The sequence below is a fragment of the Clostridium mobile genome, assembly GCF_018918285.1.
GTDB classification, from domain to species: domain Bacteria; phylum Bacillota; class Clostridia; order Clostridiales; family Clostridiaceae; genus Clostridium_AW; species Clostridium_AW mobile.
The window spans coordinates 250,631-275,421 of record NZ_JAHLQF010000001.1; the positions used below are offsets into that span (position 1 = coordinate 250,631).

The window sequence follows — 24,791 nt, forward strand, 5'->3', positions numbered from 1 at the left end:
AGAAAAATATGACATAGAAAATCAAAAAAATAAAAAAGAGCATCCTTTATATGGATACTCTTCTTTAAATAATTATTAACAATCACAATCTTCTTCACAGTCACAAGAATTTTCACTTAATAAGATATCTTTATGGCAACTTGGACAGGTTATACTTTCCTTACTTTGTAAGATATTTGAATCAACATATATGGTCTCTCCACAACTCTCACAGGTCATGTCGATAAAGTCATCAATATTTTCATAATCTTCATCATCGTATAATTCATCTTCTAATGAAGTTAAATCCTCATCTAACACATCTATGTATTCCTGCATATCTTTTTGTGCATCTTTAATTTCTTCCATTTCCTCGCCAATTTTTTGAAGAACACTTACCATTTCTTTTATTATTCTTCCTTCTTTACTTCCTTCATCTAGATCTAATCCATCTACCAATCCACTTAGATATGATATTTTTGAGTTAATTGAACTCATATTCTCACTCCCTTTTTATTATAATTAATAACGACATACAAATTATTGTATGCCGTTATCAAAACACGTTAATTATATTATTGACTAAACTCTTTCCATATATTCACCAGTTCTAGTATCTACTCTTATAACATCTCCTTCATTAACGAATAGTGGAACTGGAACAACCGCTCCTGTTTCAACAGTTGCTGGTTTTAAAACGTTAGTTGCAGTGTTACCCTTTGCACCTGGTTCGGTATGAGTAATTTGTAATTCAACAAAGTTTGGAGCTTCAACTGAGAAAGCTTCTCCTTTGTAAAATTTAATTACTGCAAACATATTTTCTTTTAAGAATTTTATTGCTTCTTCAACCTGTTCAAAGTTTAATGGAATTTGCTCAAAAGTTTCTTGGTCCATAAAGTAGTATAATTGACCATCTGTATATAAATATTGCATTTCTTTTCTTTCAATTACAGCTTCTTGAAGCTTATGAGTTGGGTTGAATGTTGTTTCTGTAACACCGCCAGAAATAACATTTTTCATCTTAGCTCTAACGAAAGCGGCTCCTTTTCCTGGTTTAACGTGTAAAAAGTCCACAACTGTGTAAACTTGTCCATCTAATTCAAATGTAGTTCCTTTTCTCAAATCTCCTGCTGATATCATATCTAAGAATCCCTCCAAAACAATTAATTCATTTATATTATAACCTTATTAGGTAAGATAATACTTGTTAAACTTATATTATTATTAAATTTTTTGGTGACTTTGAAAGAACTTCGTATCCCTCTTCAGTAACCAAAACTAAATCCTCAATTCTAACTCCAAACTCATTTGGAATATAAATTCCTGGTTCATCTGTAATCACCATTCCTGGTTTTAAAACATTAGATCCTGCTGGACTTATTCTAGGATTTTCATGCACTTCTCTGCCTACTCCATGACCAAGTCCATGGCCAAAATACTTTCCATATCCTTCTGATGTAATTATATCTCTTGCTACTTTGTCAATATCAGTTCCTGTAAGCCCAGGTTTTATTGACTTTAAAGCTTCTTCTTGTGCTTTTAAAACTGTGTTATATACATGAAGCATCTTTTCAGAAGCATTACCCATAACTAATGTTCTTGTCATATCTGAACAATAACCTTGGTAAACGCAACCAAAATCTAAAGTAACAAAGTCATTCATTCTAATAACTTTATCCGTTGGTTGACCATGAGGTAATGCTGATCTTTCACCAGATGCAACTATGGAAGGAAATGAAAGTGCTGATCCTCCATATCTCTTTAACCAATATTCAAGTTCTACGGCCACTTCCTTTTCTGATGTCCCTGGTCTTATAAATTGTAGTATTTTTTCAAAAGCTTTATCTGCAATAGATGCAGCTTTTTTTATACATTCTATTTCATTCTTATCCTTTATAACTCTAAGTTCTTCTACAATTCCTTCAAGAGGAATCATTTCGCAAGTAAAGTTTTCTTTGTATGTAACATAATTTTTATAGGTAATAATATTTTCTTCAAATCCTATTTTTTTTATGTTTAATTCTTCTATGGTATCTCTTAAAAAGTTTTCTATTTTGCCTTTATACTCTCTTATTTCCATTTCCTCAACTTCCTCTTTGGCCTGTTGAGTGTATCTTGAGTCTGTTATAAAAACTGACTTTTCTAATCCTATTATTGCATAGCTCTCATCACCAGTAAATCCTGATATATAGTTTCTATTGTGATCTCCTATCAATAATATTCCGTCTATTCCTTTAGATTTCATTGATTTTCTTAAATTATCAATTCTATTTTTATACATCTTTTCACCTCTATGTATCCTTAAGGCTTAATAACTTTATTAATATTATTAATTAATGCATGTATGGCCATAATATACCCATAATATCCAAAACCACTTATGACACCAATGCACCCTTCAGCTGTGATACTTTTTCTTCTATATTCCTCTCTACCATATATATTGCTTAAATGAACCTCAATAACAGGTATGTTAACACCTCTTATAGCATCTAAGATCGCTATACTGTAATGTGAATAAGCTCCAGGGTTTATTATAATTCCTGAATATTTATTTATACTTTCACCAATAACAGTAACTATCTCTCCTTCATAATTACTCTGAAAAAAGTCTAGATATATATTATTCTCTTTAGTGTTCTCTTTTATGATATTATTAATATCATCTAAAGTAAGATTACCATATATATCTTTCTCTCTTATTCCTAGTAAATTTAAATTAGGTCCATTTATTATCAATACCCTTGATGGTTGCACATTTAACAATCCCTCTCGATGAATTATTTATATAAACTGGAATACATTTGAACAATGATATTTTATCAAAACTTCTACTTATTTGCAAATAATATTGTATAATTATTTCATTTTATCTATAATTGATTTTACCACTTCATCCAATGATATATTATAATTATCTACCGTAAGTTTAGCCTTATTATAGATTGGAGATCTTATTTTATACAATTCTTTTAATTTTTCTTCCATATCTTCTACTAATAAAGGTCTTTCTGTTAAATTTCTCTTCATTAATTCTTCTATAGGCACTTTCAAAAAAACTGTTAATCCTAGGTTATTTAACACTTCCATGTTGTCATTATATATAGGAAAACCTCCTCCAGTAGAAATTATATGATTTTTATAGTTTTTTATTTCACAAAGTAAATCTCTTTCCAATATTCTAAAATATTTTTCGCCTTTTTCATTAAATATTTTTTTTATAGGTAGACCTATCCTTTTTTCTATTAACAGATCTGTATCTATAAAATTATACCCTGTTATTTTACTGAGTTTTTTTCCTAATGTAGTCTTTCCACATCCTGGCATACCAATTAATATGATGTTAATAATACCCTCTCCTCTATTTGCTATCCATATTATTATAATACCATATATTTTACTTCCTTTTCATGATATATTTTAGTAAGGAATAATTATTTTTGTATATAGTATACTCAGCAGATAATAAGTAAAATGAAATCACTAAGCACAAAATCCCTATAAAAAATGTATATGTAATTATAAATCCTTCTTTCTTTTTACACCAAAACATCTTTCATATTCCTTCCCACTCATAGTAATAATATTTATATATATAGTATTTTCTATATCATGCACCAAAAACTTTTTTACATTTAACATTATATTGTTAGTTGGCCCATAATTGCTTTTACCATAGGAGATTATAATTTTTCCTCTATTATATTTGATGTAATCACTAATTCCTTTTGTAACTATTTTTATTTCACTGCCACTTTTATCCTCTAATATTTCTATATGATCTCCTTCTCTTAACTTCTCTTCAATATAAATAAATGCTTGGTCTACATAAAGTTCTTCTTGTTGATAATTCATGTTTTTGCCATAGTTACACAACTGAAGAATTAAGTTTTTTCCTGTTAATGTGAATATTATTGTAAAAACACTTATATATACAATAACTTCAATTATTGAGAATGCCTTTTTCATAGAGCTTTCCATTCCTTCATAAATTTATATTCATATAGCTTATCTCCATGTATATACAATATTTTTATTTCATACACATGATTTTCATTCTCTTGTTTTACTATATCTAATAAAATATATGCCGTTTCATCTGTTGGTAATTCTAATTTACTTAAAGAATATAAACTACCTTCCTTTAAGCTTTTTACATTCATATCTTCTCCATAAAAGTAAACCGGTGAAATATTATTTATAGCTTCTATATCCTCTACACAGTTGTTATATTCTAGTATATTCTTCAGCCCCTCCAAAAAATATATAGAGTTTTTAAAATTCGAATTATAGTCTTTTAACCTTAGATAATTCATTGTTACCAATGATGATGAGATAAATAAAATTGTGAACAAAGATATGCTTATTGCTACTTCTATTAAAGAAAAAGCTCTCTTATTTGATTTGAACATGCCCAGTACCTACTGAAATAGTAATTTCTTGTTCTTCATTATTCCTGTCTCTATATTTTATAGTACATCCATCACTAGTTCTACCAAATCTATTTATATTTATCTCGCTATTTACAGCATTTACAAAAGTAAACTGAAATCCTTTAGGTAGTTTATATTCATTTAATTTTTTCATATTTGTATAAAACATTATAGTATTCTCCTTTTTAGAAAAATATACCCTTCCTAATGTATAATTTTCTCTACAATGTTGCTTACTAGCATTAACAAAGCTTAAAATTGAATTATTACAATTAATGACCTCTACATTATTAAATACTTTATTAAACCCAGCATAACTAAATCTAAATATCCCTAAAACTGCAATGAAAAATGTTACAGACAACATTAACTCAATTAATGTAAATCCCTTTTTAACCTTCCTATTCATTAATAGATTCTGCTTTAATAGATTCTACTTCTAACTCGTATCTATCTTTGTTCATATCAACGCTATAATTTTGGTCACCTATCTTAAACCTTATTACTGCATTATCATTAAAAGTATCCACAGTTACACCGTACTCCTCATCATTTCCTGTCATAATACCCATCAGTTCTTCAATATTCCCCTTTATCTTCTTCTCGTCAAACTTTCCATTTGACTCCGTATAACTAATCATTACCGTTGAATATAATTGTCTTGCAATATTATCAGCTTTTATATGGTTCGCTTTTGCACTATATCCCTTAAATCTTGGAATTAGCATACTCATAAATATAATCATTATAGACATCACCAATAATAATTCTATTAAAGTGAATCCCTTTTTCTTACTATTAATCTTAATGTTAATCAATTTTCAAACCTCCACAATTTATATTCCAATTAATGAATCCATCAAATTTACCATTGGAAATATAAAAGTAAAAACTAACACCCCAACCAGTAAAGACATTATCGTAATAATTATAGGTTCAATATATTTTGCTGCCCTAGAGAATGAGTATAAAACTTCCTCTTCCTCCATAGAGGATAATTTATATAGTATTTCTGGTAGCTCACCTTTTTCCTCCGCTGAAGAAATTAAGATAATATGTTTTTTATCTAATAAGCTATCCTTACTTAGGGATTTGCTGAAGCTTTCTCCTCTTAAAATATGTTTTTTAGACTTATCAAACATATTAATTAATAAAATACTGTTTAATGTATTAGAAGCTTTTTCTACAGAATCTACAATATTGATACCAGAATTCAACATAAATGCTAAAGCCAAAAACACCCTAGATATTTGAAGTTTTTTATAAATTTTCCCTATATAAGGTATCTTAAATATGAGCTTATGCAACAATTGGTTTCCCTTTTTAAATGAAATAATTAATAAATAAATAGATATGATAATAGCAGGTATTATAATATAAAGATTTTTATAAATTGATGTGATTACAAAGAAACATATTGATGTAACTTTAGGAATATCGATTTTAAATTCTTTTAACATGCTAATATATTGAGGTAAAATATAAACTACTAGAAATGATATGATTATATTAGTTACTATAAATAAAAATAATGGATAAATTAGTACCTTTCTAACTTCTTTTTTAATATCAAATTGTCTTTTATAGTAATGGCTTAATCTTTCTAAAGTTTTTGATAGTATTCCTGCTTCTTCCCCTACTCCTATCATCTCTATATAAAATTTAGGGTATATTTTTTCAAAATCCTTTAAAGCAGAATAAAAGCTTCCTCCTAAATATAGCTTATCCTTCATGGTTTTAAGGCTCACATTCATGTTAAACTGAAAATACTCTTGCATTAAATCAATGGCTGATGGCAAATTTAAACCTGCATTTAGTAGAGAGGATATTTCACTGCATAGAATATATAAATCTTTTTCATTAGTCTTTCTTTTTAGTCTTAGCTTATTTAGTCCTAACTTATTTAATATTATTACTCTTCCCTCCTATCTATAACTTGTTTACCTCTTCTAAGGAGGTTATACCTTTCTTAACCAAATCCATAGCTCTAACCTTCATAGATTTCATTCCAGATTTTATACTATAATTTCTAAGTGCACTAATGGAAAAATTATTAATTATTATATCCTTATGCCTTTCATCTATCTCCATTAGTTCATACACTAAAGTTCTGCCTAAATACCCTATATTGTCACAAATGTCACACCCTTTGCTTTTATATATTTTCACCTCTAAATCCATACTATTATCTTCTTCTTTACAATATGGACAAAGTGTTTTTATTAACCTTTGAGCTATAACAGCTTCAATTGAATCTACTACTAAATACTTAGGTATACCCATATCTATTAACCTTAATAAAGATGTGGCAGCATCTGGCGTGTGTATAGTTGACATGACTAAGTGACCTGTTATGGATGCTCTTACAGATATTTCAGCTGTTTCTTTATCTCTTATTTCTCCAACCATTATAACATCTGGATCTTGCCTTATTATGCTCTTCAGCCCTTTAGAAAAGGTAAGGCCTATTCTGTTATTTACATTTACCTGGTTAATTCCATCAATAGAATATTCAACAGGTTCTTCTAAAGTAATTATATTATTATTTTCATTATGTATTTCATTTAACATTCCATATAGAGTAGTTGTTTTTCCACTACCAGTAGGCCCAGTTATTAGTATCATCCCTTGGGAATAACTCAATAGTCTTTTTATTTTTATTCTTTCTTTATCATCAAAACCCAAGTTATCTAATTCTATAATCTTAAATGTGTTATATAGTATTCTAATAGATACTTTTTCTCCTTTTATAGTGGGCAATATGGATACTCTTATATCGTGAAGTTCTTCCTTAAATTTAAATTGGAATTTTCCTTCTTGAGGCATTCTCTTTTCGATAGTATCCATTTGTGACATTATTTTAATTCTTCCTACAACCCTCTCATATCCTTCCAAGGGCAATTTATGAATATCATATATACTTCCGTGAATCCTATATTTAATCATTACATAATCGCTACAAGGATCAATATGAATATCACTTGCACCCTTTTCCATAGCCTCTGTTAATATATGATCTATAAAAGCTATAGATGAAGATAGCATTTATTAACCCTCCTTTTATTATTTATTTCACATTATACCCCTTTGGAAAAATATTAAACAAATATACGCACTAAAGCATTGTAGAACTACCTATATATGTATTAAAATTATTTCTGCATAAAAAAAGCTATATCAAATAAAATTTGATGTAGCTTTTTAAAGTATCTGAAATAAAATAACTAGTCAATGATACGACGAATATTTTATTTCAGAATTAATTACTTCCTATTATTCTATATTTCGATGGATTTATTGATATTAAACTATTAGAGTTATCCTTAGGGTTATATTTGAAAACTTCATTATTTTGACCATCTAATCCTGTGTAGCCACAATAATATACTGAGCCTTCATCGTCCACTTTTAATCCTCCATAAGGATCTGCCTCTACAGGAAAATCAAAAGTTATCCTCTCAACTTTATTATTTTCTAAATTTATAGAATATAAAGCTGGAAGATCACTTCCTTTTTCTAATCCTATAATATACATAGCATTATTCATCTTATTATAAACTCCATCATATATTTCTTCTATAGACTCGCTTATTGAAATAATTTTATCGCTATCTCTTTCATAAAGATAAATAGTATTTTTGTTCAAATCTCTAGATAAAATCATTAAGTTATTTTCATAGGGTAAAAAATAAGTATAATATCCCTTAGGTAATTTTGTATATATCTCTTCTTTATTATCTTTAACATTATATTTATATATCGCAGTAGTCCTTGTTTCGTCACAAACACCATAGTATAATATTTCATCATCATTTATCCAATGAAATAAATTTCCCGAAACCAATACACTACTATTAAATTGGATTTTTTCTCTAGTATCAATTCCATATAAAGATAAACCCTCAGCGCTATCTAATGATTGGCTAGAATAACTCCTATAAGCAAGATTACCACCCTTAGGAGAGATTCTTAAATCTTTTGCATAATAAAATTCATTTATATTACTTACTTTATCGTTTTTTAATATGTTTATACTATTTTTTTTAATTTCGTTTTCATCATGCAATAATAAAATATATAAAGATGCATCTTTTTTGTATGCAATTTCTGATACATATTCTAAACTATCAACTTTAGCAAGGGAATTATTATTTATCTTATAAATATTAGATTTAACATCCTTGTTTTCCATAATTATTACATCATTAAATTTAAAATTAGTCACTGTAACTTTAGTCTCAAAATGTTCTTCATTTGTTCTGCTGCAGGATGACGCGGTAAGGGCTAATAACATAGTCATAACTAAGGAGATAAACTTATATATTGATGACATCTTATAAATTTACTTCTCCCTTATATACAATTTCTGCGGGTCCAGTCATCATTATACCATTAGATGTAATTTCTATAAAAAGAACTCCTCCCGGTAAGTCAACTTGAACCCTATTATCCACTAACCCTACCTTATTTGCAGCTATTACACTTGCACAACTGCCAGTACCACATGCAAGAGTTATACCCGCTCCTCTTTCCCATGTTTTTACCTTTATCCTATCTCTGCTTAATATTTCACAAAAATTAACATTTGTCCCCTGTGGAAATAAACTCAATTTTTCAATATGTCCACCTTCTAATATATCAAAATCCTCTATATTGCCAAATATAACAGTATGAGGTACCCCCATAAAAAGCGAGGTAATATCATAGATTTTTTCATTTACTTTTATAGATTTATTTATAACTTCTTCAGTACATAATACAGGTATTTGCTTGGGATCAAAAGAATGCATCCCCATATTTATAGTAATATCAGTAATTTCTCCACTTTTCAATCCTAATATTGCTTCTTTTATTCCATCTCCAGTTTCTATTTTAATTCTATCCCTATTGCAAATTCCTTCAATATATATATTTTTTGCAAGGCATCTTATCCCATTTCCGCACATTGAAGCATAAGAACCATCTGCATTAAAAATATCCATTTTTATATCAGCAACTTCACTACCACTTATTAGTATTAAACCGTCTCCTCCGATACCATAGTGCCTATCACATAATCTCTTAGCTATTTCTTCTCCTCTTTTCAATAAATTCTTATGGAAATCTTCAATAAGAATAAAATCGTTGCCATTTCCATGCATTTTTATAAATCTCATTTCTTCCCCTCCTAAACTCCAGAAATAGTTTACTATTTTAATACTGTAATATCAATAACAAATTCAACTTTATTTTAATTTTTTATAGTGTTATACTATTATTCATAATTATACTTGAAAGGATGATAGCTTTGGCATTAGACGGTATTTTTTTATATAGTATAGCAGAAGAATTAAAAAATTCAATTATAAATAGTAAAGTAGAAAAAATCAATCAACCTGAAAAAGATGAACTAGTATTATTGCTTAGAAAAGATAGATCTAATTATAAACTTCTTATAAGTGCTAGTCCTGTTTATCCTAGAATACATTTTACTAATATTACTAAGGAGAACCCACTTTCCCCTCCTATGTTTTGTATGCTTTTAAGAAAACACTTGAATAACTCTAGATTAGTAAATATACGCCAACTCAATGCTGATAGAGTGCTGTTTCTAGATTTTGAAAGCAAAGATGAGCTTGGTTTTAATAGTATCTATACTCTAGTAGTAGAGATAATGGGTAAGCATAGTAATATTACATTGATAAGGGAAAGAGATAATATTATAATGGATAGCATTAAACATGTCACTCCTAACATGAATAGTTTTAGATCTCTTTATCCTGGAATACCTTATGTATTTCCTCCAAGCTCAAATAAATTAAATCCTCTAAATTATAATTACGAAAGTTTATACAGCTTTGTATCAGAAAAAAACATTAAATTTGATAAAAATTTTCCTTCAAAGGTATTTGAAGGTATAAGCAGTCAATTTTCTAAAGAAATTTATTTTAGAATTATAAAAAACAATATAGAATTAAGTATTGATACATTACAAGAAATAAATAAAATCCTTTTAGAAATATTTAATCTTATAAAAATCAATAGCTTTTACTTTGCCTCTTATGAAAACTTAGATGGAAATAAGGATTTCTATTGTTTAAAATTATATAATTTAGAAGGATACTCTATAAAAGAATTCTCTACTCCTTCAGAATTAATAGATAGGTATTATGAGGATAAAGATAAAGGAGATAGGCTAAATAGCAGAACTTCTAACCTTCAAAGACTTATAAATAATAACTTAGATAGATGCTACAAAAAATTAAATTTACTTAATAATAATTTAGAAGAATGTAAAGAAAAAGAAAAATACAGAATGTATGGTGAACTGCTTACTGCAAATATTTATAATATAAAACCTGGAGACAGTGAGATAAATGTTTTAAATTATTATAGTGAAGATGAAGAATATATAAATATTTCATTAGATCCTCACAAAACACCTTCTCATAATATACAAAACTATTATAAAAAATATAATAAGCTAAAAAAATCTGAAGAAGTTTCTGTAAAACAAATTGAAGTCACAGAAGAAGAAGTAACATATCTTCAATCGGTTTTAACAAATATAGCTAATTTAGAAGACTATAAAGGTATAGATGAAATAAAAAAAGAGCTTATGGAAGCAGGGTATATTAAATTTAAAAGAGAGCTGAAAAAAAAGGATTCTATCAGCAAGCCAATGCATTTTCTTTCCTCAGAGGGCATAGATATATATGTTGGTAAAAACAATATTCAAAATGATTATTTAACATTGAAATTTGGAAATAAAAATGACATTTGGATGCATACAAAAAATATCCCCGGTTCCCATGTAGTTATAAAAACAACAAAAGAATTTACAAATAAAACTTTAGAGGAAGGAGCAAATCTTGCAGCATATTACAGTAAAGCAAAAGATTCCTCTAATGTTCCCGTGGACTATACTGAAATAAGAAATGTCCATAAACCAAATAGTTCTAAACCAGGCATGGTGATTTATTATACTAATAAAACTATATATATAACTCCTGAGGAACCAAAACTTGAGAGAGTAAATCATTGAGGATTCTGCTTAAGCAGAATCCTTTCTTTTATTTATCTTATTTAAATCTCAATCATTATAGGACAATGATCTGATCCCATCACATCTGTCAGTATTTTAGCATCCTTTATTAAATCTAACATATTATTCGATACAAAGAAGTAGTCTATTCTCCAACCTGTATTTCTTTCTCTAGCTTTAAATCTATAACTCCACCAACTGTATTCAACCTTATCTGGATATAAATATCTATAAACATCTGTATATCCATTTTCAATAAATTTATCAATCCAAGCTCTCTCAATTGGCAAAAATCCTGATGTCTTTTCATTTGCTTTTGCATTTTTTATATCCATCTCTGTATGAGCAGTATTATAATCTCCACATACTATTAGCTTTTTTCCTTCACTAACTAATGAATTACAATAATCCAGTATAGCATCATAAAAATCTAACTTGTATTGAAGTCTTTCTTCATTCATCTGCCCATTTGGAAAATATATATTGAGCAAAGTAAACTCTTTATACTCTGTTGTTAATATTCTACCCTCATTATTAAACTTTTCAATATGTATACCTTTTTCTACTTTTAGTGGTTCTGCTTTTGTGTAAGTAGCCACACCACTATATCCTTTTTTATCTGCAAAACTAAAGTAGGATTTATATTCTTCCATATTAACTAAATCATCTTTTAACTGTTCTTCTTGAATTTTTGTTTCTTGAATACAGAGTATATCTGGCTTTTCTTCTTCTATCCAACTATAAAAATTCTTCTTGGCTATTGCCCTTAATCCATTTACATTCCATGAATATATTCTCATTACTATCACCCTCTATATTATAAATTTTCATTAAAGTAAATTAATACTATTTGTTATTCCTATTTATATAAACATTCATAGCATATATAGCTTTATAGGCTAAAAATATAAATGCCATCTTTGCCATTATGGTAACGACAGAATCTATTACATCACATAGACTTAATAGTTGTACCATATTAATATTTCCTCCAATCCTAGGTTTACTATACTTTATATCTTTAATTATATATAAAACCAATAAAAAAAACAGTAGCTAAGCTACTGTTTTTCTGTTATTTTCATCTATATTCTCATCTTCTTCAGTTTTACTTTGTTTTGGTAGTGCTAAATTTAATATTATTCCAACTAAAGTTGCTAAAGCAACTCCTGCTATTTCAACTGGTGAACCATTCAATTCAAAGTTAATTCCTGCTCCACCTATTCCAAGAACTATTATAACTGAAGCTATTACAAGGTTTCTTTTCTTACTAAAATCTACTTTGTCCTCTACAAAAACTCTAAATCCTGAAGATGCGATTATACCAAACAGAAGAATGCTTACTCCTCCCATAACCGGCATAGGCATTGTTTCTATTATAGCTGATACAGGTCCTATAAAGGATAGTGCTATAGCTATTATTGCAGCACCTACAATTACCCATACGCTATAAACCTTAGTTATTGCCATAACTCCAATGTTTTCACCATAAGTAGTGTTTGGAGGACCTCCTGCAAAACCTGCAAACACAGTTGCTAATCCATCTCCAAGTATGGATCTGTGGAGACCTGGTTCCTTTGTAAAGTCTTTTCCTATAACATTGTTAGTTACATATACATGTCCAATATGCTCTGCTAATGTTACAAAAGCTACAGGTGCCATTAATATCATGGCATTTATATTGAACTTTGGTAACATAAAAGGTGGTAATTGAAAGAACTTTGCATTGGTAATTTTAGCTATACTTTCTGGTGGTATTACACCTAACATTAAAGCCGCTGAATATCCAGCAATCATTGATATGAGGATAGGAATAACCCCTAAAAATCCTTTGAAATACATTGTCCCAAATATACCAATACCTAAAGTTATCATTGATACTGTTATCCATGCCCATCTTGGTACATGCGCCATTGAAGGATCTATAAATCCTGAATTTAATCCTGCCCAATTAACTGCAACCCCTGCTAATCCTAATCCAATAACTAAGACAACAGATCCTACAACTACTGGTGGTAAAAGTTTGTTTAACCACTCTGTACCTGTTAAGCTTATTATATAAGCTACAATTACATAAACTAACCCTGCGGCAATTATACCTGACAGCATAGCATTAGGTCCAAAACTTGCAGATGCAACAGTCATAGGTGCTATAAATGCAAAGGATGACCCAACATATGCTGGAAGCTTAGCTTTAGTACACAAGGTATAGATTAAGGTTCCCACACCACTACAGAAAAGTGCCATTGACGGGCTCATCCCTGTTAGCATAGGTACTAAAATAGTTGCTCCTACCATAGCAAATAGATGTTGAAAACTTAGTGGTATTGTTTTACTAATGGGTAATTTTTCATTAACATCGACATAATTTTTCATATATTATTCCTCCCTTTTTAGTCTCACTGAACTAATTTAAAAGATTTTTGATTTCTATTTATATATTATATTTCATAAATCTTTACTGAGTCCACTCCATCAATTTCTTCTACTTCTACAGAAACTATTTCACTCTTTGATGTAGGTATGTTTTTGCCTACATAATCAGGCCTTATTGGTAACTCCCTATGACCTCTATCTACAAGTACTGCAAGCTGAATCATTTTAGGTCTTCCATTTTTAAATATTGCATCAATAGCAGCTCTTACAGTTCTTCCTGTGTAAATAACATCGTCTATTATTATTACATTTTTGTCCTTTACATTTACACCAATTTCTTCATCACTTACTTGTGGTTGCACATCAACACTGGTTAAATCATCTCTGTAAAGTGTGATATCTACACTTCCAACAGGCACATTTGATCCTTCAAAGTTTTCTATATTCTTTGATATTCTCTCAGCTAAAGGATATCCCCTTCTCTTCACACCAATCAGCACTATATCCTCTACACCTTTGTTTTTTTCAATTATCTCATGAGATATTCTTGTTAAAGCCCTTTTTATAGATTTGTCATCTAATATGGATGCTTTAAGTTTCATAAATTCTTCACCTCTCAACCATAAGCTTTTAATTAAATATAAAATTAAAGCCTTGACCCATAATAGAGTCAAGGCGTAAAATTCCAAACAATTATCTAATTACATCTCTCTTAATTAACGCCTTATAATCTCTCTGGATCATTTAAAGGAATTTTAATTTATTAAATCATATCATATTACAATGATGAATACAACTACTTTTGTAAAATATCTAATATTTTCTTAAAATACTCAGGTATGTCTGTATTAAACTCCATATATTCTCCCTTTGTGGGATGAATAAATCCTAATTTTTTAGCATGGAGCATTTGACCTTGTAAATTAAATTTTTGTTTTTTGTATCCATATACCGGATCACCTACCAATGGATGCCCTATGTAAGACATATGAACTCTTATTTGATGTGTTCTTCCTGTCTCTAATCTACATTCAACAAGGGTATTTGAATTATAACGTTCTAAGACCTTAAAATGCGTAACCGCCCTTCTTCCACCAGGAATTACAGAAATTTTTATTCTCTCCACAGGATGTCTTCCAAGTGGGGCATCTACAGTTCCCTCATCTTCTTTTATAACTCCTTCTACTAATGCAATATAAACTCTAGTCATGGTATGCTCTTTCAGTTGATAAGCCAATTTATTGTGAGCAATATCATTTTTAGCTACTACTAACACCCCTGAAGTATCCTTATCAATTCTATGTACTATCCCTGGCCTAGTTATTCCATTTATTCCTGATAGGTCTTTACAATGATGCATTAGTGCATTAACTAAGGTGCCATTATAATTACCTGGAGCTGGATGAACTACCATACCTTGTGGCTTATTAACTACTATGACGTCATTATCTTCATATAATATTTCTAAAGGTATTTCTTCGCCCTCTACATTCAAAGGAACTGACTTAGGAATATATGTGATAACTACATCTCCATCTTTTAATTTATAATTGCTTTTCTTTACCTTATCATTTACTTTTACTTCTTCTTTTTCAATGAGTCTTTGTATGAATGATCTTGATTTTCCATCTAAATGTTCTGCTAAAAACACATCTAATCTTACATTTTCGAAATCCTTATTTACCAAAAATTCCCGTATCTCCATAATTTTCTTCCTTTAATATAAAAAATATTAGTAAAATTGCACCGCATGTAACTAAAATATCAGCTACATTAAATGTGGGAAAATAATATTTATCTTTATAGTGAACTAGTATAAAATCTACCACATATTTATATTGTATTCTGTCAATAAGATTTCCTATGGCTCCACTTATCACCAAAGATAAACTAATTCTAAACAAAATACTTGCTGGCTTGTATTTAAATAAAAATATTATTAAACAAATTGTTATTATGGATGTAATACCCGTTAAAAAGAATAGTTTGTCTCTAAATATCCCAAAAGCAGCACCTGTATTTTCTAAATACGAAAACTGAAAAAAGTCCTTAATAATCACTATATCTGTTCCTGATGATAAGTTTTTAACAGCCCATAGCTTAGTAATCCTATCTATAACAATACCTAAAATTATAATTGCTATCTCCATTAGAACACCCCCACTTTTTATTTTAGCATCTGAAATAAAATAACTAGTCAATGATGCGACGAATATTTTGTGTCCGACAAGGAGATAGATTCAGTTGATAGTGGTGCTATCAACTATCAAGTTATTATTTTGAAGATGCCTTAAGCAACGATTTAAAAGCAAAAAGAGAAGGGGAATAGAATTCTGATTGCCAAAATTCTATCCTAACCTCTTTATTATTCACTAATATAAAGTATTTTTATATTGTTGATTGCTTATTCTCTCAATTGGTTCTACTACTCCGTCTTCTTCGTCTTCATAATATTCATCATATATCTTCTCTCTGTTATTATATCTACCTACCCCTTGATAGCTATCTTCTCCATCGAACCCTACTTCTCCTAAACGGTTAAAGCCTGTGTAAAACTCTTCTAAGGCCCTATTCTTAGGTGCAAAATCCCTTGTGTGTAAATTTTCATTTACCGGAGAGTTCACCTCTTTTTGACAATCCACACAATATTCAGCGTAAGGTATAAATTTTAATCTCTCTTCATTAATTTCTTTACCACATTTTTTACAGTTTCCATAACTTCCTTCTTCTATCATCTTCAACGCTGAATCTATCTTGTTTAATATGTTCATTTCATTTTCTTTAAGGGCCAATCCTCTTTCTTTGTCAAATAATTCAGTCGCTACGTCGGCAGGATGATTATCATAAACAGATAACTCATTGGACATTTCACTGTTAGAATTTATAGTCTCCGTATTTTTCATAAGCAACAATAAATCTTCTACATCTTTCTTTTCCTCCAGCAATCTCCTTTTATACATTTCCATATTTTTATTATTCATAATTATAGTTAACCCCTTTCTCCTCATGGATTTTTGTAACTATAATTATTTTTTCTTTAATCTCTTAAATTATTCTAACAAAGTCTTTAAAATAATCTATAGAATTAGGAAATGATATCTCACTACAACTCCAATTTTTTATTTTTGTCCTACCGTGATTTTTCATAGCTACACTTAAAAAGCTCATAGCGATCCTGTGATCATTATAGCTATCTAGATTTATATCTTTATGAAAATAACTATTTCCACCTTTAATTATTAGATTTCCAGAATCAAAATAAGCTTCTACACCGCACTCATTTAAATTGCTTATTATAGCCTCTATTCTATTGCTTTCTTTATACTTTAATTCTTCTACAGATTTTATTATAGTATCTCCCTGACTAAAAGCTGCTAGAACAGATAACATTGGTATTTCGTCGATTATATGTGGTATTTCTTCTTCTTCTATGATTACACCTTTTAAATTGCTGCTCTTAACTTCAACTGTACCAATCTCTTCATTGTTCATCACATCTTCAATGATATAATTTATATTGGCTCCCATTTTTATTAATATATCTAAATATCTTCTTCTTCTCTCATTTAGCAACAATTTTTCTATTTTTATAGAATTACCCTTGCCTAATAGAGCTAAAGAAATTAGAAACGCTGCTGAAGATATATCACCTGGCACAACAATATCCTTAGATTTTATGGAAGAATTTTTTATCTTTATAAGGTCATCTACAACATCTATATCCGCTCCAATGTATTTAAATAACCTTTCTGTATGATCTCTTGTAGGTAACTTTTCTTTTACAGCAGTAGTTCCATAGGATAAAAATCCTGAAATAAGTAGACAGGACTTAACCTGAGCAGAAGCTATAGGCATATTGTATGCAATTCCCTCTAAACCTTTGCTTTTCTTAAAAGTTAAAGGGAGATTGCCACTATTGCTAACTATATTGGCACCCATTTTTATTAATGGCATAGTTATTCTATCCATTGGTCTTTTGCTTAAAGAATTATCTCCTATTAATCTTCCTTCTATATTTAATGCTGATAATACTCCAGATAATAATCTTATAGTAGTCCCTGAATTTTTGCAGTTTAGTTCTTCTATTTTTTTATTAAAATTTTGATAACCTGGAGATTCTACATAGAGTATATCATCTATTTTTTTAATTTCCATACCTAGTTTAGTCATACAATTCAAAGTAACATTACAGTCTTTACTGTTAGGAAAATTAAAAATCTTATATTGTCCTTTGGGAAGTCCTCCAATTATAAGTGACCTATGGGCTATAGATTTATCTCCTGGCAAAATATAAGTGCCACTGACATTTTCTTTATATCCACCTAGAGTTAATACATCATCTATCATACTAATCTCTCCAGTAATAATGCTTTATCCATTATATCTTTTACAGTATCTATTGATACGGTTTGCCTTGCATCAGATACAGAGTTATCAGGGCTAATATGGCTTTCAATTATAAGTCCATCTGCTCCAGTAGCTATTGATGCTATGCTCATTTTAGGCACTAATTCTCTTAGTCCAGTACCATGACTTGGATCTACAATTACAGGTAGCCTATATTTATCTTTTATTACTGCTACACTATTTAAATCTAGTGTATTTCTAGTATAACTTTCAAAGGTTCTTATACCTCTTTCACATAAAACTACATTCATATTCCCTTCTGCCATGATGTATTCAGCTGCATATAACCATTCTGCTAAAGTTGCACTCATACCTCTTTTAAGCAAAATAGGCTTATCAGTTTTTCCTACTTCCTTTAAAAGACTATAATTATACATATTTCTAGACCCTATTTGAATCATATCAATGTATTCAATAGCTTTTTCTACATCTCTTGTATCCATTATTTCTGTGACAAAAGGCATATTAAACTCTTCACTTATTGCTTTTACAATCTTAAGTCCATCATCTTTAAGACCTTGAAAATCGTAAGGAGAAGTTCTAGGCTTAAATGCCCCTCCTCTTAAAATATGGACTCCGATATTTTTTAATTCTTTCCCTATTTTTCTCATAGTTTCGTAGTCTTCAATGGAGCAAGGACCAGATATAAAAACTTTTTCGGTTCCACCTATAACAACATCCCCTACTTTTACCTTTATCCTATCTCCACTTTTTAAATCTACCAATAAATCTTTCATTCAATTATCACCTACATAGTTTCTAACATGTTTTTAAGTATAGTTACTGAATTATTAACTGCAATAGGTTTAAATTTTTCATAGTCCATATGTGCACCGTTGTTAGCATTATCTGAAGCTGATCTAATAACTACGAAAGGAATATCATTTAAATAACATACCTGTGCCACACTTCCGCCTTCCATTTCACAAGCTAATGCAGAAAATTCTTCACTTAACCATTTAATTTTATCTGAGTCAGCTATAAATTGATCTCCAGTTACAATTCTTCCCACAAAGTACTTACAATTATTCATTTTCTCACAAGCTCTTTTTGATTTAAGTAATAGAGTTTCATCGCACTTAAAATCAAAAGTATCTAATCTTGGAATTTGCCCTCTCTTGTCTCCAAAAGCCGTTGAATCCATATCATGCTGAACTAAATTCTCTGCGATGATTACATCACCTGGATAAACATCTTCTCCTACGCCACCTGCAACTCCTACGTTTATGACAGCATCTACGTTAAAATCATCTATCAATATTTGGGTACATACTGCTGCATTCACTTTTCCTATACCACTTTTAACTATAACCACTTTATTATTCCAAAGCTCTCCATGGTTAAATTCCATGCCTGCCTTTACTAATTTTCTTTCTAATTTTAATTCTTTTAATAATGGTTCTACCTCTTCAATCATTGCACCAATTATTCCTATAGTCATTTCTATTCCCCCTTGTTTATACTATTATTTAAAGCACTATATAACTGCTCTTTGCTTACTTTTGTTCTTATTTTAGGATCTCCAATTTTATTAAGTAATACGAAATTTAAATCTTCATCATTTTTTTTATCATGATTAATAGAATACATAAATAATTTATAATTGTCAACTTTGTGTTTAGTAGGTAAATTAAGCTTATTTAAAACCTCTTCCACCTCTTTATAAATTCCTTTATCCAAAGCTAAAATATCTTCTGACAGTTTTAAAGCTACTAAGCTACCTAATGCCACAGCTTCTCCGTGACTCAAATCTCCATTAGAAGTAATCTCCAGTCCATGGCCCACGGTATGACCAAAATTTAAAATATTTCTTATTCCTAAATCCTTATAATCCTCTTCTATAATATCTTTTTTTATCTTTAAACAATTTTTAACTAAATAGAGCATCTTATCATTTTCTCTTTCTAAAATACCCTTTGAATTCTCTCTTAAATATGAAATCATTGTTCCCTCTTTAATAAGAGAATACTTAATTACCTCTCCTAATCCGTCAACAAATTGCTTCTTATCTAAGGTTTTTAAAAAGTTAGTGGATATATATACAAACTCTGGATTGTAAAAATTTCCTATTATGTTTTTTACACCATTAAAATTATATCCTACCTTTCCTCCTATACAGCTATCCACTTGTGATAAAAGAGTAGTAGGTATATTAATATATTTAATTCCCCTCATATAGGTAGAGGCAACAAATCCTCCTAAATCCCCAACTACTCCCCCACCTAATGCTATTAGGATACTGTTTCTATTGGCGTTTTTTTCTATTAAAAAAGAATATATATCCTTTACAGTATTATAATTCTTACTTTTTTCCCCATTATTAAAATAATAAATCTCTACTTTAAAAATATCCTTGAATTTTTCTATCTTATCTTTATATAATTCATAAACTTTGTCATCAGTTAATAAATAAAATCTAGCCTTATGCTTAATTTTATGCTCTTCTAAGACTTTAGATAATTTATCTAAATCATTATCAATATAAACTTTATATGGCTTTCCAGATAATATTTCTAACTCTTTCATAAAAACCTCCATTAGCTTACTTATTTACATATAAAAAATCTCACTCTGTGGTGAGCGAGACTTTATTCTTCAACAAAAAAATTCTTTATTTCTTCAAAACTATCATTTCTAATATCCTCGATTATATTTTCTTTTTCATCGAAGGATAATTCTTTATTTAAATCATCAATTTCTTTTTCCTTGGGCATTTCCAAATCAATTATGTTACCAATATTATACTTTTTCATAAAATCTTTTTCCATATCTTCAAACATTTCCATTTGAGATTGCATAAAATTCTTAAATTTGTTTTTAAATATAATAAATTCATTTTGCACTTTTTCATATTCATCATTTATCTTTATTACATCATCATGAGCTTTGTCTAATAGTTTTTTCGAAGTTTCATTAGCGCTTCTTATAATTAACTCAGCTTCTTGTTGTGCAGATTTCTTAGACTGATCTGCAGCATTTTGAGCTAGTAGTAATGTGTTTTGTATTGTCTCTTCCATTTTTCTATAATGATTTAAATTCTCTTCCATCAAACTTACTTTTTCCTTTGTTGCTGAGTTTTCTTTATATAAAGTTTCATAATTTTCTGCCACTTCTTCTAAAAACTCATCCACCTCATCCATATCATAACCCCTGAAGCCTTTTTTAAATTCTTTACCCGTAATGTCCATTGCAGTTATTTTCATGCCAAACACCTCATATTAAACAAATTTTTTAAAATTAACTTTCATTCTTCCACTACCTGTAAACCCATTTTCACCTATGTACTTAAACTTTCCATATCCCCTTATGGTAACTATGGAATCATTAGATAGAGTTTTATCTTTATCTTTTACAACTGAATAGTCTATTAGTACCTTACCACCTTCAATTAATTCTGTAGCCTTATTTCTAGATAAATTAGTTAAAGCGCTAACAATACAATCAATCCTATTAGAGGTTATATTTAAAAATAAATCTTTAAATTCAAAATCAGGTATTGCCTCTGTATAAACATCAACCACTTCCACATTGCAAGGGCAATTTCCTATTCCTTTTAAGTTTTCAATAATATATTTACTTAAATCTTCTTTAACAGGTAAATAGCAACTATGGTCTTTAATTATTAAATCTCCAAATTTTTCTCTCTTTAGTCCTAAAGACATTAAAGCTCCTAAATAGTCTCTATGATTTGGGGTTGAAAAGGAAGATAAATTTGTAATTCTTATTAAATTTAAAGGATAATACCATACTTCTTCAGGAGAGAATGCTAAAATCCTTCTCTCAGCTTCTTTAAAAATTCCATTGCTATAAACGTTTACTGGTAAAACTCCTCCTAATTGCTCTAACTTCTTCCAAACATTAGGGGGATAAAAATCTTCTGTATATATCCCCCTATTTGCTTTATTGGCTAAAATAATTTTATCATAAATATTTGAAATCCTGTTTTTGTCCTCATATTCTATAATATTTAGAAAATAAGCTTTATCTATCATATTTAAGCTTAGTTTATAATATTATAGATAATAATAGTTTTTCTAAAAGGTTAATCATAAGTAATGCAAAAACAGGTGAAAAGTCAATCATTAATCCAGGTAATAACCTTTCCTGAATTCTTCTGCCTGGAATCAATAGAGGTTCAGTAATTGTTCTTAAAATTTGAGTGAAATTATTATTCATAGGAATAAAAGATAATATAACATCGATAAGTATTGCCCATTCTACTATATTAAAGAAGTTAACTATAATCCTGTATGATATTCCTCTCATTATTTCCTCCCTAACTATTTAGTCCAAGCAAACAATCCTTTACTTGAAAGTTCACTTTTTAGTGTAGTATCAACTTCAACATTGGATGGTGACACTATGTATATGCCCCTTTCTACTTCCTCTAAGCTTCCAGCCAATGCATAGGTTGCACCGCTTATAAAATCTAATAATCTTTGAGCTGTTTTCTGTTCCAATGCTGTAGAATTCACAACAATAATTTTTCTATTTTTTAAATTATCGCAAATATCAACTACTTCATCATATGTGGAAGGTTTTACAATAACCACCTTTGCTGTAGCTGCTGTATGTATGCTAACAACTTTTCCTGGCTTTCTGCTTGATGAATGAACTATAGGTTCAAATTCCTCTTCACTTTCTTCCATTTCTTCCGCTTCTATATCTTCATCAAATTCATCATATTCATCTTCTAATTTTAGTAATCCCATCATTTTATTTAGTATACTTGACATTTTATCTCCTCCTATATGTTATAATCTCTCTTACCAAAAATACCTTCTCCTATTCTAACCATATTAGAGCCTTCTTCTATGGCTATTTTGTAATCTCCTGACATTCCCATGGAGAGGTATTTCATCTGCACATTCTCATAACTTTTTTCTTTTATTTTATCGAAGATTTTTTTCATATCTTTAAAGTATTTTCTACAGGATTCCTCATCCCCAATAGGTATTATAGCCATTAATCCTTTTACCATAACATTGCTGCAGTTCTTACAATTTTCTATCATATTTTCTAAATCTTCAATAAATATTCCAGTTTTGTTCTCTTCTTTTCCTATGTTTATTTGTATTAAAACTTCAGCCACTTTTTCTTGCTTTTCATATTGTCTTTGTATTTCCTCCAATAGCTTTACACTATCTAAGGAATGTATTAAATTAACTCTGCCAACAATATATTTAACTTTATTTCTTTGAAGATGTCCCAACAAATGCCAGTTTACATCTCTATGAGGAAAATTATCCATTTTATAAATTAGTTCCTGTACCTTATTTTCCCCAAAGTTTCTTACTCCAGAGTTATAAGCCTCTTTAATATCCTCCAGTGGCTTTGTCTTTGATACTGCAATTACTGTTATGTCTTCTCTTATGTCTTTGTAAACTTCTTTTATGTTCTCTGTAATTGTCAACTCCATCGCCCCTTAGACTATTATTCTATCTAATATTTTATTATTCTTCATAAATCATAAAATTCCTTCATATAATTATTCTTTTATTGGTTTACTATATTTATATTCTAATTTTCCTTGAAAAGCTGGTACTCTTACATTTTCTTCTTCTGTAACTTCTACTTGTATTTCCCTAAACATTAAAATTCTTAAATAATTTTCTTCAGCTAACATATAGCTTTTTAACGCTTCCTTATTTCCTATAACATTTATATAAAATGGAGCACTTATCTGGATTCCATTTATCCTTAAAAAAGCTCCATTACAGAAAATACCCGAAGAAGGAATTAATCTTATTCCATTAATAGAAATTGCCTCTGCACCAGCGCTGGCTAAATCATTCACTACATTTATCATATCCCTGTCATGTATCAGTCTTGATTCATATTCAAAAGGATCATTTACAAACTCAGTAGTAGCGTCCATTAATGTAATCTTAATTCCAGGACCTTCTAATTCTGAATACCCAATTAGTTCTTTGTTCTCAGTTAATTCATTATTTATTTCCTCAATTATTTTATCCCTATCAGCGATATTTTTTTCATAACTATATAGTTTATCTAAATACTTTAAATATTCCTTATTTAAGTTACTTACGTTGTTAACCAACTGATTTCTATAAGAATAAGCATCTTGATATTCCTTACTACTCAAAAAAACTATGCTACTTTCTCTCGTAAGACTTATATTCATAGATATAAGTACACCAATTATAATTGAAGCAATAAAAATAAATACACTAGCTTCGCTATTTCTCATATACACTCACCTCAGTTATGGGATTTAGCTTTTTCTATAAGCAATCTCCTTATAATAGCAAAGTTATCGAATATTCTCCCACCGAATACTATTACTGCTGCAATATATATGGGTACTCCTAACTTATCTCCAAGATAGGCTAGCGCAGCAGCTAACACTGAGTTACCAAAAAAACCTGATATAAAAATATCTGCTTGGAAATTTTTTGATAAAGTAGCTCTAATTGCTCCAAACACAGAATCCAAACAAGCCAATATGGCAACTGACATATAAGGAGAAAACTTTTCTGGAATATTAATATTCCATACTGCTCCTATCACTACTCCTATTATTAATCCTAAAAACGCAATCATTTTTTACC

Annotated in this window: 32 protein-coding genes; 1 reads left to right on the forward strand and 31 read right to left on the reverse strand. The window is 29.2% G+C overall.

The window, feature by feature from the left end; translation table 11 throughout:
• Positions 1-75: 75 nt before the first annotated feature.
• The 13 genes from KQI86_RS01350 to dapF all read right to left on the reverse strand — a co-directional run bounded on the left by KQI86_RS01350 (position 76) and on the right by dapF (position 9,568).
• Entirely contained in the window at positions 76-477 is a 402-nt protein-coding gene (locus KQI86_RS01350) for a CD1247 N-terminal domain-containing protein (RefSeq protein WP_216437361.1), read from the reverse strand.
• Between the two features lie 84 nt (positions 478-561).
• Positions 562-1,119, reverse strand: a complete 558-nt coding sequence (efp, locus tag KQI86_RS01355; RefSeq protein WP_216437362.1) for an elongation factor P — start codon at positions 1,117-1,119, stop codon at positions 562-564.
• Between the two features lie 73 nt (positions 1,120-1,192).
• On the reverse strand, positions 1,193-2,260 hold the full coding sequence (locus KQI86_RS01360; RefSeq protein WP_216437363.1) for a M24 family metallopeptidase: 1,068 nt from the start codon (positions 2,258-2,260) through the stop codon (positions 1,193-1,195).
• Positions 2,261-2,280: 20 nt separating this feature from the next.
• On the reverse strand, positions 2,281-2,736 hold the full coding sequence (gene aroQ / locus KQI86_RS01365; RefSeq protein ID WP_216437364.1) for a type II 3-dehydroquinate dehydratase: 456 nt from the start codon (positions 2,734-2,736) through the stop codon (positions 2,281-2,283).
• 102 nt (positions 2,737-2,838) lie between these two features.
• A complete protein-coding gene (locus KQI86_RS01370; RefSeq protein WP_343216142.1) occupies positions 2,839-3,375 on the reverse strand; it encodes a shikimate kinase in 537 nt (178 codons plus the stop codon).
• Between the two features lie 123 nt (positions 3,376-3,498).
• Complete coding sequence (locus tag KQI86_RS01375) at positions 3,499-3,960, reverse strand: hypothetical protein (RefSeq protein WP_216437366.1); 462 nt, start codon at positions 3,958-3,960, stop codon at positions 3,499-3,501.
• Complete coding sequence (locus KQI86_RS01380; protein WP_216437367.1) at positions 3,945-4,391, reverse strand: prepilin-type N-terminal cleavage/methylation domain-containing protein; 447 nt, start codon at positions 4,389-4,391, stop codon at positions 3,945-3,947. The genes KQI86_RS01375 and KQI86_RS01380 overlap by 16 nt, the downstream gene beginning before the upstream one ends.
• Positions 4,375-4,821: a pilus assembly FimT family protein gene (locus KQI86_RS01385; protein WP_216437368.1), complete on the reverse strand. Its 447-nt coding sequence runs from the start codon at positions 4,819-4,821 to the stop codon at positions 4,375-4,377. Before KQI86_RS01385 ends, KQI86_RS01380 begins: the two co-directional genes overlap by 17 nt.
• Positions 4,814-5,230 carry a type II secretion system protein gene (locus KQI86_RS01390; RefSeq protein ID WP_216437369.1) on the reverse strand — a complete coding sequence of 139 codons (417 nt, stop codon included), beginning with the start codon at positions 5,228-5,230 and terminating at the stop codon, positions 4,814-4,816. Before KQI86_RS01390 ends, KQI86_RS01385 begins: the two co-directional genes overlap by 8 nt.
• Before the next feature lie 18 nt (positions 5,231-5,248).
• Positions 5,249-6,325 (reverse strand): type II secretion system F family protein, encoded by a 1,077-nt coding sequence (locus KQI86_RS20460; protein ID WP_343216143.1) that lies wholly within the window; start codon positions 6,323-6,325, stop codon positions 5,249-5,251.
• Between the two features lie 16 nt (positions 6,326-6,341).
• Complete coding sequence (locus KQI86_RS01400) at positions 6,342-7,457, reverse strand: GspE/PulE family protein (protein ID WP_216437371.1); 1,116 nt, start codon at positions 7,455-7,457, stop codon at positions 6,342-6,344.
• Positions 7,458-7,671: 214 nt separating this feature from the next.
• Entirely contained in the window at positions 7,672-8,745 is a 1,074-nt protein-coding gene (locus tag KQI86_RS01405; RefSeq protein ID WP_216437372.1) for a hypothetical protein, read from the reverse strand.
• A 1-nt stretch (position 8,746) separates the two neighbouring features.
• Positions 8,747-9,568 carry a diaminopimelate epimerase gene (gene dapF / locus KQI86_RS01410; RefSeq protein ID WP_216437373.1) on the reverse strand — a complete coding sequence of 274 codons (822 nt, stop codon included), beginning with the start codon at positions 9,566-9,568 and terminating at the stop codon, positions 8,747-8,749.
• A 131-nt stretch (positions 9,569-9,699) separates the two neighbouring features.
• Between dapF and KQI86_RS01415 the strand changes: the two genes are divergently transcribed.
• Entirely contained in the window at positions 9,700-11,436 is a 1,737-nt protein-coding gene (locus KQI86_RS01415; protein WP_216437374.1) for an Rqc2 family fibronectin-binding protein, read from the forward strand.
• A 41-nt stretch (positions 11,437-11,477) separates the two neighbouring features.
• On the opposite strand, the gene KQI86_RS01420 is transcribed toward KQI86_RS01415, so the two are convergent.
• From KQI86_RS01420 to KQI86_RS01500, 18 genes are all read right to left on the reverse strand, one after another.
• Positions 11,478-12,236 carry an exodeoxyribonuclease III gene (locus KQI86_RS01420; protein ID WP_216437375.1) on the reverse strand — a complete coding sequence of 253 codons (759 nt, stop codon included), beginning with the start codon at positions 12,234-12,236 and terminating at the stop codon, positions 11,478-11,480.
• A 46-nt stretch (positions 12,237-12,282) separates the two neighbouring features.
• Positions 12,283-12,414 carry a hypothetical protein gene (locus KQI86_RS20310; RefSeq protein ID WP_281417144.1) on the reverse strand — a complete coding sequence of 44 codons (132 nt, stop codon included), beginning with the start codon at positions 12,412-12,414 and terminating at the stop codon, positions 12,283-12,285.
• Positions 12,415-12,492: 78 nt separating this feature from the next.
• A complete protein-coding gene (gene uraA / locus KQI86_RS01425; RefSeq protein WP_216437376.1) occupies positions 12,493-13,812 on the reverse strand; it encodes a uracil permease in 1,320 nt (439 codons plus the stop codon).
• A gap of 65 nt (positions 13,813-13,877) precedes the next feature.
• Entirely contained in the window at positions 13,878-14,414 is a 537-nt protein-coding gene (gene pyrR / locus KQI86_RS01430; RefSeq protein WP_216437377.1) for a bifunctional pyr operon transcriptional regulator/uracil phosphoribosyltransferase PyrR, read from the reverse strand.
• Between the two features lie 194 nt (positions 14,415-14,608).
• Complete coding sequence (locus tag KQI86_RS01435; RefSeq protein WP_216437378.1) at positions 14,609-15,517, reverse strand: RluA family pseudouridine synthase; 909 nt, start codon at positions 15,515-15,517, stop codon at positions 14,609-14,611.
• Positions 15,489-15,962, reverse strand: coding sequence for a signal peptidase II (gene lspA, locus KQI86_RS01440; protein WP_216437379.1), 474 nt, complete (start codon positions 15,960-15,962; stop codon positions 15,489-15,491). Before lspA ends, KQI86_RS01435 begins: the two co-directional genes overlap by 29 nt.
• 222 nt (positions 15,963-16,184) lie before the next feature.
• A complete protein-coding gene (locus tag KQI86_RS01445; RefSeq protein ID WP_216437380.1) occupies positions 16,185-16,793 on the reverse strand; it encodes a TraR/DksA C4-type zinc finger protein in 609 nt (202 codons plus the stop codon).
• A gap of 64 nt (positions 16,794-16,857) precedes the next feature.
• Positions 16,858-18,159 carry a 3-phosphoshikimate 1-carboxyvinyltransferase gene (gene aroA, locus KQI86_RS01450; RefSeq protein ID WP_246582617.1) on the reverse strand — a complete coding sequence of 434 codons (1,302 nt, stop codon included), beginning with the start codon at positions 18,157-18,159 and terminating at the stop codon, positions 16,858-16,860.
• A complete protein-coding gene (gene aroF / locus KQI86_RS01455) occupies positions 18,156-18,956 on the reverse strand; it encodes a 3-deoxy-7-phosphoheptulonate synthase (RefSeq protein ID WP_216437381.1) in 801 nt (266 codons plus the stop codon). The genes aroA and aroF overlap by 4 nt, the downstream gene beginning before the upstream one ends.
• 11 nt (positions 18,957-18,967) lie before the next feature.
• Positions 18,968-19,660, reverse strand: a complete 693-nt coding sequence (locus KQI86_RS01460) for a 5'-methylthioadenosine/adenosylhomocysteine nucleosidase (RefSeq protein ID WP_216437382.1) — start codon at positions 19,658-19,660, stop codon at positions 18,968-18,970.
• Between the two features lie 2 nt (positions 19,661-19,662).
• On the reverse strand, positions 19,663-20,745 hold the full coding sequence (gene aroB / locus KQI86_RS01465; RefSeq protein WP_216437383.1) for a 3-dehydroquinate synthase: 1,083 nt from the start codon (positions 20,743-20,745) through the stop codon (positions 19,663-19,665).
• 62 nt (positions 20,746-20,807) lie between these two features.
• Positions 20,808-21,422 (reverse strand): DivIVA domain-containing protein, encoded by a 615-nt coding sequence (locus KQI86_RS01470; RefSeq protein ID WP_216437384.1) that lies wholly within the window; start codon positions 21,420-21,422, stop codon positions 20,808-20,810.
• Between the two features lie 15 nt (positions 21,423-21,437).
• On the reverse strand, positions 21,438-22,211 hold the full coding sequence (locus KQI86_RS01475; protein WP_246582618.1) for a YlmH family RNA-binding protein: 774 nt from the start codon (positions 22,209-22,211) through the stop codon (positions 21,438-21,440).
• A gap of 13 nt (positions 22,212-22,224) precedes the next feature.
• Positions 22,225-22,485 (reverse strand): YggT family protein, encoded by a 261-nt coding sequence (locus KQI86_RS01480; protein WP_216437385.1) that lies wholly within the window; start codon positions 22,483-22,485, stop codon positions 22,225-22,227.
• Between the two features lie 14 nt (positions 22,486-22,499).
• A complete protein-coding gene (locus KQI86_RS01485; RefSeq protein WP_216437386.1) occupies positions 22,500-22,955 on the reverse strand; it encodes a cell division protein SepF in 456 nt (151 codons plus the stop codon).
• 11 nt (positions 22,956-22,966) lie between these two features.
• Complete coding sequence (locus KQI86_RS01490; RefSeq protein ID WP_216437387.1) at positions 22,967-23,632, reverse strand: YggS family pyridoxal phosphate-dependent enzyme; 666 nt, start codon at positions 23,630-23,632, stop codon at positions 22,967-22,969.
• Positions 23,633-23,707: 75 nt separating this feature from the next.
• Positions 23,708-24,430, reverse strand: coding sequence for a DUF881 domain-containing protein (locus tag KQI86_RS01495; protein WP_216437388.1), 723 nt, complete (start codon positions 24,428-24,430; stop codon positions 23,708-23,710).
• Between the two features lie 11 nt (positions 24,431-24,441).
• The gene (locus KQI86_RS01500) at positions 24,442-24,783 is read right to left on the reverse strand and encodes a small basic family protein (protein ID WP_216437389.1); all 342 of its coding nucleotides are present in this window, start codon (positions 24,781-24,783) and stop codon (positions 24,442-24,444) included.
• Positions 24,784-24,791 lie beyond the last annotated feature (8 nt).

Bases quoted from the DNA above. Each gene is read 5' to 3' on its own strand.
- KQI86_RS01350 (WP_216437361.1), bottom strand. From the start codon at position 477: ATGAGTTCAATTAACTCAAAAATATCATATCTAAGTGGATTGGTAGAT.
- efp (WP_216437362.1), bottom strand. From the start codon at position 1,119: ATGATATCAGCAGGAGATTTGAGAAAAGGAACTACATTTGAATTAGAT.
- KQI86_RS01360 (WP_216437363.1), bottom strand. From the start codon at position 2,260: ATGTATAAAAATAGAATTGATAATTTAAGAAAATCAATGAAATCTAAA.
- KQI86_RS01375 (WP_216437366.1), bottom strand. From the start codon at position 3,960: ATGGAAAGCTCTATGAAAAAGGCATTCTCAATAATTGAAGTTATTGTA.
- KQI86_RS01380 (WP_216437367.1), bottom strand. From the start codon at position 4,391: ATGTTCAAATCAAATAAGAGAGCTTTTTCTTTAATAGAAGTAGCAATA.
- KQI86_RS01385 (WP_216437368.1), bottom strand. From the start codon at position 4,821: ATGAATAGGAAGGTTAAAAAGGGATTTACATTAATTGAGTTAATGTTG.
- KQI86_RS01400 (WP_216437371.1), bottom strand. From the start codon at position 7,457: ATGCTATCTTCATCTATAGCTTTTATAGATCATATATTAACAGAGGCT.
- KQI86_RS01405 (WP_216437372.1), bottom strand. From the start codon at position 8,745: ATGTCATCAATATATAAGTTTATCTCCTTAGTTATGACTATGTTATTA.
- dapF (WP_216437373.1), bottom strand. From the start codon at position 9,568: ATGAGATTTATAAAAATGCATGGAAATGGCAACGATTTTATTCTTATT.
- KQI86_RS01420 (WP_216437375.1), bottom strand. From the start codon at position 12,236: ATGAGAATATATTCATGGAATGTAAATGGATTAAGGGCAATAGCCAAG.
- KQI86_RS20310 (WP_281417144.1), bottom strand. From the start codon at position 12,414: ATGGTACAACTATTAAGTCTATGTGATGTAATAGATTCTGTCGTTACC.
- uraA (WP_216437376.1), bottom strand. From the start codon at position 13,812: ATGAAAAATTATGTCGATGTTAATGAAAAATTACCCATTAGTAAAACA.
- pyrR (WP_216437377.1), bottom strand. From the start codon at position 14,414: ATGAAACTTAAAGCATCCATATTAGATGACAAATCTATAAAAAGGGCT.
- KQI86_RS01435 (WP_216437378.1), bottom strand. From the start codon at position 15,517: ATGGAGATACGGGAATTTTTGGTAAATAAGGATTTCGAAAATGTAAGA.
- lspA (WP_216437379.1), bottom strand. From the start codon at position 15,962: ATGGAGATAGCAATTATAATTTTAGGTATTGTTATAGATAGGATTACT.
- KQI86_RS01445 (WP_216437380.1), bottom strand. From the start codon at position 16,793: ATGAATAATAAAAATATGGAAATGTATAAAAGGAGATTGCTGGAGGAA.
- aroA (WP_246582617.1), bottom strand. From the start codon at position 18,159: ATGATAGATGATGTATTAACTCTAGGTGGATATAAAGAAAATGTCAGT.
- aroF (WP_216437381.1), bottom strand. From the start codon at position 18,956: ATGAAAGATTTATTGGTAGATTTAAAAAGTGGAGATAGGATAAAGGTA.
- KQI86_RS01460 (WP_216437382.1), bottom strand. From the start codon at position 19,660: ATGACTATAGGAATAATTGGTGCAATGATTGAAGAGGTAGAACCATTA.
- aroB (WP_216437383.1), bottom strand. From the start codon at position 20,745: ATGAAAGAGTTAGAAATATTATCTGGAAAGCCATATAAAGTTTATATT.
- KQI86_RS01470 (WP_216437384.1), bottom strand. From the start codon at position 21,422: ATGAAAATAACTGCAATGGACATTACGGGTAAAGAATTTAAAAAAGGC.
- KQI86_RS01475 (WP_246582618.1), bottom strand. From the start codon at position 22,211: ATGATAGATAAAGCTTATTTTCTAAATATTATAGAATATGAGGACAAA.
- KQI86_RS01480 (WP_216437385.1), bottom strand. From the start codon at position 22,485: ATGAGAGGAATATCATACAGGATTATAGTTAACTTCTTTAATATAGTA.
- KQI86_RS01485 (WP_216437386.1), bottom strand. From the start codon at position 22,955: ATGTCAAGTATACTAAATAAAATGATGGGATTACTAAAATTAGAAGAT.
- KQI86_RS01495 (WP_216437388.1), bottom strand. From the start codon at position 24,430: ATGAGAAATAGCGAAGCTAGTGTATTTATTTTTATTGCTTCAATTATA.
- KQI86_RS01500 (WP_216437389.1), bottom strand. From the start codon at position 24,783: ATGATTGCGTTTTTAGGATTAATAATAGGAGTAGTGATAGGAGCAGTA.